The sequence below is a fragment of the Burkholderia sp. 22313 genome (assembly GCF_052045245.1).
Classification (GTDB): Bacteria; Pseudomonadota; Gammaproteobacteria; order Burkholderiales; family Burkholderiaceae; genus Burkholderia.
The window spans coordinates 19,771-30,359 of sequence record NZ_JBQEON010000027.1 but is presented as its reverse complement, the minus strand read 5'-3'; the positions used below and the strand labels follow the sequence as shown (position 1 = coordinate 30,359).

1 protein-coding gene and 1 pseudogene are annotated in these 10,589 nt (G+C 57.7%); one reads left to right on the top strand and one right to left on the bottom strand.

Annotated features, from left to right (window positions below; translation table 11 throughout):
- Positions 1-157 (bottom strand): annotated as a pseudogene (locus tag ACTJKF_RS21495) (PKHD-type hydroxylase); the annotation flags it as partial.
- 1,101 nt (positions 158-1,258) lie between these two features.
- Here ACTJKF_RS21495 and ACTJKF_RS21490 point away from each other — a divergent pair.
- The gene (locus ACTJKF_RS21490) at positions 1,259-10,588 is read left to right on the top strand and encodes a hemagglutinin repeat-containing protein (RefSeq protein WP_440625888.1); all 9,330 of its coding nucleotides are present in this window, start codon (positions 1,259-1,261) and stop codon (positions 10,586-10,588) included.
- Position 10,589: the final 1 nt, after the last annotated feature.

The window sequence follows — 10,589 nt, the reverse complement described above, 5'->3', positions numbered from 1 at the left end:
CGCCTTTTTCCGCGGACAGCGCCTGGATCTGCGTATCGAGCTGGAACAGCAGCGTGCGGTTGCCGTCGTCGCGCACCATGCTCTGGATCCAGAAGAACGACGCGACGCGCTCGCCACGCGTAACGGGCGTCACGTGATGCAGGCTCGACGCCGGATACCCCAAAACCTACGCTAATTATAAGCTGACAAGCGTCTGAAGTGACATCATCTCGCTGTCTGGTTCCGGCATGCATGGCGAAAATTCTCATGCCCGTGCGGCGGTGTCTGGTCGCTGACGCGGGTGCAACGGCTTACCACCCGCATCGAGGGGTTCCAGCAGGAAGAAAGCAAGCTGGCCGTGTGATCGCCAGCTAACGAGGCGCAACAGAAGCTGATCGTGCGTCGCTCGCGTGGCTGTTGCTCTGTAAGATCGATGGAAATTCTTTAATTTATGCACCGGAGCTTGCTGTACTACTTTCCTTGATTCCGGCCGATTCCCATTTTGACGAGCAACATTCCTAATTCCGGGATGGGATGCGTCGAATGTAACGTAAGCAAGTAATCGTGAGCGCCGCGAAATTTCAGCGCTACTTCCTAGTCGAGCGAAGGGGCGGTTGTAGCGCAGTGCGCGGGAGCTTGCCGGGATTTAGTCTCAGCATACTTGGCGGTGTCGTAGACGGTCAGCGAACCCGACGAAAGGTTGTTGTGTGGTCGCACACTTTGCGAGCAACGAGCCGGTCATCAATTCTGACATTTGTTGCGGCGCAACTTTCCGGCCGATTTGTCAATCGTCAGCGAGCCGATATCTCTAATTTCGGCCGCGTCCGCAAGCGAACCTATCCAGCGCGCGATCCATGTAGGCCGTGATCGCTCGGGCGTGCCAATTCGCTTCGTTTTTCGGCTCGCGGTGCGTTCAAGATTGAGAGGTGATCATCATGGGGTAGCGCCTCTGCAATCTCGAATTAACAGTTCTATAAATGCAGTAAAACTGTTAATTATCGTTTCTTGAAAAGAATCCGATGTATTCCAGAGCGGAAAATTATTCTTCTTCAGCCGATCTGATGATTCCTGACACTGTGGCTTGTGTCGCGTCTGGTACGATCGCGCTCAAGGATCACGGAGACCAAGCACGCAAACGCTGATTTTTTGACGTGCGACAGAGAATTATCCTCGCGAATCCTGCGCGGCCCGGCCGTGGTCGCGCATACCGACAACCGGCACGACCGGATGTCGATTCAACAGAATTTGAATAAGCGGTGCGAACCGCGTCGAACGAAGAATGAACAATAAATGCTATCGGGTGATATTCAACCGCGCACGGGGCGCGATGATGGTCGTTCAGGAAAACGGCAGTTCGCCGCGTGCAGCCGAGAATTCGCAGGGCACGAGTGCTCCGGGATTACGCATCGTGTGGCAACCGATCGCAATGGCGGCCGCATTGCTGTTCGGTGTGCCGTTATTCAGCTTCGCGCAAATTGCGCCGACGCCGGGCACGAGCACGCACGTTATTCAGACGCAGAGCGGCATCCCGCAAGTGAATATTGCCGCGCCGTCGGGCGCGGGCGTGTCGGTGAACACGTACAACCAGTTCGATGTACAAAAACCGGGCGCGATCCTGAACAACTCGCCGACGCTGGTGAACACGCAGCAGGCGGGGATGATCAACGGCAACCCGAATTTCGGTGCAGGGCAGTCCGCGCGGATCATTGTCAACCAAGTCAACAGCGCGAACGCGACACAACTGAAAGGCTACGTTGAGGTCGCGGGAAGTCGTGCGGAAGTAGTGATCGCTAATCCGGCTGGCATTGTCGTAGATGGTGGGGGCTTCATCAATACGTCACGCGCCACATTGACGACGGGGCAACCGTACTACGGAGCGGACGGTTCGCTCGCGGGCTACAACGTCAATCGCGGTCTGATCACCGTGCAAGGCGCGGGCCTGAATGCCGCGAACGTCGATCAGGTTGACTTGATTTCGCGTGCTGTCCAAGCGAACGCTGCGATTTACGCCAAGAACCTAAACGTCGTCGCCGGTGCGAACCAAGTCAACCACGACACACTTGTTGCGACGCCGATCGCTGGCGATGGTGCCGCACCGGCAGTTGCGATTGATGTCAGCCAATTGGGCGGCATGTATGCCAATCGTATCCTGCTTGCATCGAACGAATTCGGTGTCGGGGTCGCGAACGCCGGGACGATCGCTGCGCAAGCAGGCGACTTGACGCTACAAGCGAACGGTCAACTCGTACTCACAGGCAAGACAAACGCGAGCGGCAATCTTACCGCAACTGCGAACAGTATTCAAAATTCCGGCACGACGTATGCACAGCAGAGCGTGAATGTATCGACATCCGGTACGTTGTCGAACAGCGGCACGCTCGCGGCGCAACAGAACACGACGGTCAACGCGGGCGGCATCAATTCGACCGGTACCTTGGGCGCGGGAGTAAATAACGATGGTTCTGTCGGCCATAGTGGCGATCTGAACCTGTCGAGCACCGGCCAGCTTACGGCGACCGGGCAGAACGTCGCAGGCGGCAACGCGTCGATTTCCGGCAGCGGTGTGAACCTCACCGGTAGTCAGACGGCTGCGAACGGCAATCTGTCGTTGAATGCGAACGCCGGGGACCTGAACCTTTCGAATGCGACAACGAGTGTGCAAGGTGCGCTCAACGCGAACGCAGCAGGGGCGTTGATCAATGATCACGGCACGCTGTCGAGCCAAAGCAACGCAACCCTGACCGCAGGCGGTATTTCGAACCAAGGCGGTAAGGTATCGGCGCAAGGTCCGCTGAATGTGCAGTCGAGCGGCGCAATCGCGAACCAATCCGGCACGCTGGTTTCCGAAAGTTCGATGCAACTGCACGGCGGCGCGATCGCGAACAACCAAGGCACGATCCAGAGCGCGGCCGGAATGAATATTTCCGGAAGCTCGTTGGACAATTCGGCCGGTCGCGTTACGTCGTTGAATTCGGATGGTTTGTCGATCACGACGACGGGGCAACTGACAAACGCAGCGGGCACGACTGCAAACGGCACGCAAGGCGGCGTCATCGGTGGCAACGGCGGTGTGGCGATTCAGTCGGGCAGCGTCGTTAACCACGGCACGGTCAGTGCTCAAACGAATCTGCAAGTCGGCACGCAATCACTCGACAACGGCAGCGGTGCGTTGTCGGCCGCGCAAAATGCAACGATCAACGCAGGCGCGCAACTGACGAACGGTTCGGGCAGCATCACGGCCGGACAATCCGCGACTGTGAACGCCGCGTCGCTGAGCAATGATGCGGGTTCGATGCAGGCAGCACAGTTGTCGCTCGAAGCGACGAATTTGTCGAACCACGGCGGCACGATTACACAAACCGGAATCGGCGCAATGAACGTCGCCGTCTCGAACACGCTCGATAATTCGAGCAATGGTGTGATTCAGACCAACAGCACGGACCTGAACCTGACGCCTGCGACGCTGATCAACGATCACGGAAAAATTACCCACGCTGGCAACGGTACGTTGTCGATCGCAACCGGCGCGATGTCGAATCAAGGCGGTACGATCGCAACCAATGGCGCATTGAGCGTGAAGGCTGCCGCTGTTTCGAATAGCGCCGGTACGCTTGCCGCGCAACGGCAGGCGGCGTTCGATATTCAATCGCTCTATAATCATGCAGGCGGCTACATCGGCGCAGACAGCATTACGCTGAAGGCGCAAGGTGCAGTCGATAATCGCGCGGCCACGATTGAAGCAAACAACGGCGTCTCGGTGACGGCCGACAGTCTCGCGAACGACGGTGGTTCGGTCAAAAATGTCGGTACGAGCGCACTGTCGGTTGCGACGACAAACGCGTTGACGAATACGGCTGGCGGCACCATTGGCGGTAACGGTGCTGTGTCATTGTCGGTAGGCAGCGTCGATAACTCCGGCGGTTCGCTGTTGGCAGGGCAGGCGCTTTCTGTACAGTCGAACGGCGCAATCACGAACGCGGCCGGTCTTGTGCAAGCGAATGGAAATTTGACGCTGCGGGCACAGGGTGCGATCAGCAACAGTACGGGGCAAATCGAATCGAACGGTACGAATTCGACGCTCGCGCTGTCAGGGAGCAGTGTCGATAACAGCGATGGCCGCATTGTCAATATCGGCACGGGCGCGACGACGATCGACGGCGGTGCGTCGATCACGAACACGAACGCATCCGGAAAAGCGGGGGCGGGCACGATTGGCGGTAATGGCGATGTGACGCTGACCGCGCAAACGTTGACGAATGCACAAGGCGGTCAAACGCTCGCAGGGCACGACCTCACGCTGAACATTGGCAGCAACGCAAATAACAACGGCGGTGTGCTGTCAGCCGCGAACAACCTCAAGTTGAGCGCGGCAAATGCTGCGCTGTCGAATCAGGCCGGGTCGATTCGCGCAAATGGTGCGCTGTCGCTGAACACCGCATCGATCGACAACACGTCCGGAAAAATCGGCAACGACGCAGGCAGTGGCGGCAGCGTGTCGATTCAGACCGGGACGCTGACAAACCAGAATGGCGCGATCGGCAGCGATCAGGACCTGTCGCTGAGCACTGGCACGTTGACGGGCGATGGTTCGATCGTCGCCGGTCGAAATGGCATGGTGACGCTTGGTAGCGATTACACGCAGACCAGCGCGAACAAGCTGCATGCGAACGGCGATCTGAATTTCACGACATCGGGAAAATTCACAAACCAAGGTGTGCTGGATGCCAACGGTGCGCTGACCGTGAATGCGGCAAACATCGAGAACCAAAGCGGCGCGGATTTGAATTCCGCGAACACGACGGTCAATGCGAATGGCGGCACGATCGACAACGCGGGTCGCATCGAAGGCGATACCGTCACGAACAACAGCACGACGTTCAACAACACCGGCACCGTCATCGGCAGCAACGTCACAACGAACGCGGCGACGATCAACAACACGGGTGCCGCTGCCGTATTCGCCGCTGCCAACCAATTGAATTTGTACGCGTCGAACCAGTTGTCGAACACGGGTGGCGCGAACCTGTATAGCGTCGGCGATATCAATATCGCAGCGAACGGTCAGCGCGATGCGAACGGGTTTCTCGCAAACCGCACGCAAAATGTCTTGAACGATCAGTCCACGATCGAAGCGCAGGGGAGTATCGAACTCGCGGCCGGTACGTTCACGAACACGCGTCCGGCTCCGGTGGTCACCACTGAAACCACGAGCACGACGAGCAAGCACGAAACCAAGCGCCAGAAATACATCGTGTGCGCGACGATGAATGCGGACCCGAACGGTGGCTGTTCACAGGCGATGTGGGTGAACGGCTATAAGACGCCGCTTACTTCAACCTATGGTCCTTCGCAGGTTGTATCAGAAACGTCCGGACCGAATGCGACCGACAAGGTGCTGGTCGTGAACGTGAACGGCAAGCAGCAGACGATTTACTACAACGCGCTGACGACCAACGCGGACGGTACGGTTACGGTCAACTATTGGGACGCCTATGACCCGCACGTCAACTATGTTCCCGACAGCGAATACGCGACGCGCAGCGACGGCCACAACGGCTATCAGCGGGTCGAAATCTGGCGTGATACGACATCCACGACTCAGCAAGACAAGGTGACGAGTCAAGCGCAGCAAGCGCAACTCGTGGCTGGCAACAATATCGTGATGAAGAACGTCGGCACGATCAACAACGAATACAGTGCAATCTCGGCGGGTGGATCAATCAAGATTGGCGATTCGGACGTATCCGGTAGTGCAGGCTCGGGCAGCTACGGCGGCACGGTCGTGAACAACGTCGGGCGGACGCTGTATCAGTATCAGACCGACAATATCGTGTCGATGTATGCGTGGAACGAGGATACGACGCAGGATCGCGGCACCATCGTTCAGCCTTCGAAGGTATATACGCCGGTTGCCATCGGCGGCACGGGCGGCACCATCATCGCCAACCAGTCGGTGAACATCGACGCGAAGGATGTCAACAACCAGAACGTTGCGGCGCAGAATTCCTCGACGGGCGCAACCGGCGGCACGCTCGGAAATAATTCGGCCAATGACGGTGTATCCGGCGGCAAGCTGACGCCGGTTGGTGCCGCAGGCGGATCATCGACGCCGGTGGGTGCGCAGCAATCGGTTGCTAATGCGACCGGCACGCTGTCGATCACGTTGCCGACGAGCGGTCTATATTCGATTCACGACGCGCCCGGCCAACCGTATTTGATCGTCACTGATCCGCGCCTGACGAGCTATACGAATTTCATTTCGAGCGACTACATGCTCGGCCAGTTGAACCTGAACCCGGCGAGCATCGAAAAGCGTCTCGGCGACGGGATGTATGAACAGCAGATGGTGCGCAATCAGGTCACGCAGTTGACGGGGCGCACTTTCCTGCCGGGTTACGCGAGTGCCGAGGATGAATATCGTGCGCTGATGACGAACGGTGCGAGTTACGCGAAAGAATTCGGCATGATGCCGGGTATGGCGCTGACGGCTGCGCAGATGGATGCATTGACGAGCGATATCGTCTGGCTGGTTGATCAGACGGTGACGCTGCCGAACGGCAGCACGACGCATGTGCTTGCACCGGTTGTCTATCTTGCCCAGACGCACGCGAACGATCTGCAACCGACCGGCGCGCTGATCGCGGCGGATGACGTGGAAATTCACGCGACCGGCAGCACGACGAATAGCGGCGTGATCAAGGGTGGTACAAAAACGGTCGTCACGGCAACCGATATTCTGAACCGCGGTGGCTCGATTTCGAGTAACGGCGCGAACGGTACAACGGTCGTCTCGGCGACCAATGATGTCGTGAACGCGTCGGGCATGATTACCGGTAACCGCGTTGCCGTGCTGGCAGGCCGGGATATCGTCAATACGACGTTGGTCGATACGGTTGGCGCAACGGGGGCGTTGGGTGCGAGCAAGGTCAATACAAGTCTGATCGGCCAGCAAGGCACGATCGCGGCGACGGGCGACCTGTCGGTTCAGGCCGCGCGCGATTTGAGCATTCACGGCGCGAATTTGTCGGCGGGCGGCGACGCGCTGGTGACGGCTGGCCGCGATATCAACGTCGATACGGTCCAGTCCACGACGAACCAGTCGATGTATCTGAACGATCAGCATCATTGGGAAGAGTCCACGACGAAGAACGTGACGAGCGGCATCGCCGCAGGCGGCAGCTTGGGGATGCAAAGCGGTAACGACATGACGCTGAAGGGCGCGACCGTATCCGCTGGAAAAGATCTGTCTGCGCTTGCAGGCGCGAATTTGACGGCGACGGCGGTCACGGATACCGCAAAGCTCGATAACGTTGCGGCGGACAGCAAGACGCGCAAGGAAGTCGATCACAACTATGACGAGCACGCTGTTGGCACGCAATTCACGGCAGGCGGCAATGCGACGCTTGCGGCAGTCAGCGCGGACTCGAACAAAGGCAATGTGACGTTGACCGGCTCGTCGTTGACGGCAGGTGTCACGAACGGCAAAGACAATGGCACGGGCGCGGCCAGCATCGCCGCGACTGGAAACGTCACGATCAATGAAGGCCGGGAAGAGCACGATAGTTTTGTCCAGACACAGGCAAAACGTGGCAGCTTCGTTTCTGGTTCAACCACGGACACGATGCAGGATACGCACGCGAATATCGGTGTCGCGAGCACCGTGTCGGGCGATACTGTTGCGATTCGTTCGGGCAAGGATTTGACGCTACAGGGAAGTAATGTCGTTGGTACGAACGACGTGAGGCTCGCTGCTGCGGGCAATGTGAATATCACCACGTCGCAGGACACGCAAACCTCCGAGAGCTACTATTCGAAGCGCGAATATGGTTTCCTGTCGGGCCTGAATCCGTTGAATCAGCTTGACGGCGGATTGCAGGGTTACACGATCGGCGTGCGCAAAACCACGGATGCGCAGCAAGCAACGCAGGTCACGAACAACGGCAGCATGATCGGATCGCTGAATGGCAACCTGAACATCAGTGCGGGCGAGAATTTGCATGTCACAGGCAGCACGCTGCACGCAGGGAACGACATTAATCTCGGAGCCACGAAAGTAACGATTGACGAGGCGCGAAATACCGCTACACAGAACGAACAGCAGTCGTTCAGTCAAACGGCAATTTCTGCGGGCATAAGCAATCCCGTTATCGCGGCAGTGCAGACGGCAAACCAGATGCGCAAGGATGTCAAGCAGACGAAGGGCGATGCACGATTGACTGCGCTGGCGGCAGCAACGACCGGCCTTGCGGGGAAGAATGCCTACGATGCTGTTATGAGTGATCCGACGAGTGTGGGAGGTGTCGGCATCAATGTGTCGCTTGGTACGAGCCACAGCAATAGCAGTTCATCGGCGTCGTCCAATACGGCAGTCGGCAGCACGGTATCGGCAGGCCATAATCTGAATATCGCAGCAGCGGGCGCAGGGGCCGATAGCGATATCAATGTGATCGGCAGCACTCTCAGCGCAGGCCACAATGCGACGTTGAACGCGCAGGGCGATATCAATCTTCAAGCTGCGCAAAATACCGACAGCCAACAGAGCAAGAACAGCGGATCGAGCGCCAGTATCGGCGTGACGTTTGGTGTCGGTAAATCGAATGGCATTTCGTTTCAGGCTGGCGTCTCTGGTACGAAGGGTCATGGCGATGGCAACGATACGACGTGGACAAACACAAACGTTGCTGCGGGCAATAAGCTCACGCTGCAATCAGGCGGCGATACGAACCTGACCGGCGCTGTCGCGAGCGGTAAACAGGTAATCGCAGACGTTGGTGGCGATCTGAATATCAAGAGCCTGCAAGACACAAGCCATTACGATTCGAAGCAGGCGAGCGGCGGTGTGTCTGTCAACGTCTGTGTGCCGCCGATTTGCTACGGTGCATCGAGCGTGGCCGGGAACATCAGTCAGCAGAAGATGAACAGTGACTACGCGGCGGTTGGCGAACAGTCGGGTATCAAAGCTGGCGATGGCGGATTTGATATCAACGTGAACGGCAATACCGATCTGAAAGGCGGCGTCATTGCGAGCAGCGATAAAGCTGTTCGGGATGGCGTGAACAGCCTGACGACGGCAACGCTCACTTCGAGCGATATCCAGAATCACGCATCGTATGATGCTTCCTCGGCCGGAATTTCGGGCGGCTACGGCGGGGATATCGGCAAAAACCAGAAGGGCACTGCTGACAACGTAAATCCGGTTCCGGGAACGACGCTGCCGAAGACCAACGGCGGCAGTGCACCGGGTTTGCAAGTCGCACCACCGATCGCGATGAGCGCGTCCGATGATGCTAGTTCGACAACCCGCAGCGGTGTGAGCGGCGGCGCGCTGACGATTACCGATAGCGCGAAACAGCAGCAATTGACGGGGCAAACTGCTGCCGAAGCCGTCGCGAGCATCAACCGCGACACGTCAAACACGGGCGGTGCGCTCGCACCGATTTTCGATAAGGACAAGATTCAGGCCGGTTTTGACATCACGAGTCAGTTTGTGAATCAGGCTGGCACTTTCGTGACCAACCGCGCGAAGGAAGCGGATGCAGCAAAAGCGGCGGCAAACGATCCGAATCTCACGCCGGAACAACGAGCGGCGGCCCAACAACGGGCCGATCAGTTGACAGCAGAGTGGGGGCCGAGCGGCACGTATCGTCAGGTGCTGACCGCGCTGACGGTCGCAGCCGGTAGCAACGTAACGGGCGGCATGGGCCAACTCGCGCAAAATGCGACGATCGCGTACGTGCAACAGCTTGGTGCGAATCAAGTCAAGCAAATCGCCGATAGCCTCGGCAGTGAAGATGCGCGTGCAGCACTCCATGCGATCGTGGGATGTGCTGGCGCAGCGGCGGGCGGTCAGGCGTGTGGCGTTGGCGCAATGGGAGCCGCCGCAAGCTCAGTGATTGGGAGCTTGATGGCTCCGACGACTAATATGACCGTCGAAGAGCGCGAAGCGCGTGACAATCTAGTGTCGAGCTTGGTTGCTGGTGTAGCTGCGATATCAGGTCAGGATATCGCGACGGCAGCAGGTGCAGCTAAGATAGAAGTCGAGAATAATCAGGCAGCGCTGCCGCAGATGGCACCCCCGCCTACTTGGTTGTCAGGGTTCAAGTTGCCGGGTTTTACGGGACAAAGCCGGGACAAGGGGGACAATGCCATTATCGATAATTCGACCGAGCTTGATGCGAGTGCGAAAGCGGGACCGCTGATCAGTCCGCTTGGTGCACAAAGAGTGGTCGAAGCCATCATCACGGCTGCGACGCCCGATTGGCTTCAGGAAATGATGAACGACCCGCTCACGATGGCGGGATACAAGCCGAATCAAGGATCGGTTGGCAACATGAAGCAGTTTTTCAACACTGATGGATTCGGTTCAGGCTTGAGCGATGCTTCGCAGAAGACCAACTATCGATATCAAGGTCAGAATGTCTATAAGGCAACCGCTGATGTAGGCTCTGGCATTAGCAAGGGTGACCTTTTTTATCTTGATGGACTGCATAAGGATCATCTTGAAGTATTTGATAGTAGCGGTAATTTCAAGAATGTTGTTAATCTGGATGGGTCGGTAAACGCCGAAAAGGCAAATGCTGGCTCCGGTCGCAAACTGAATGTTAAGTGAA

Coding starts and splice junctions, on each gene's coding strand:
- ACTJKF_RS21490 (WP_440625888.1), top strand. CDS start 1,259: ATGAACAATAAATGCTATCGGGTGATATTCAACCGCGCACGGGGCGCG.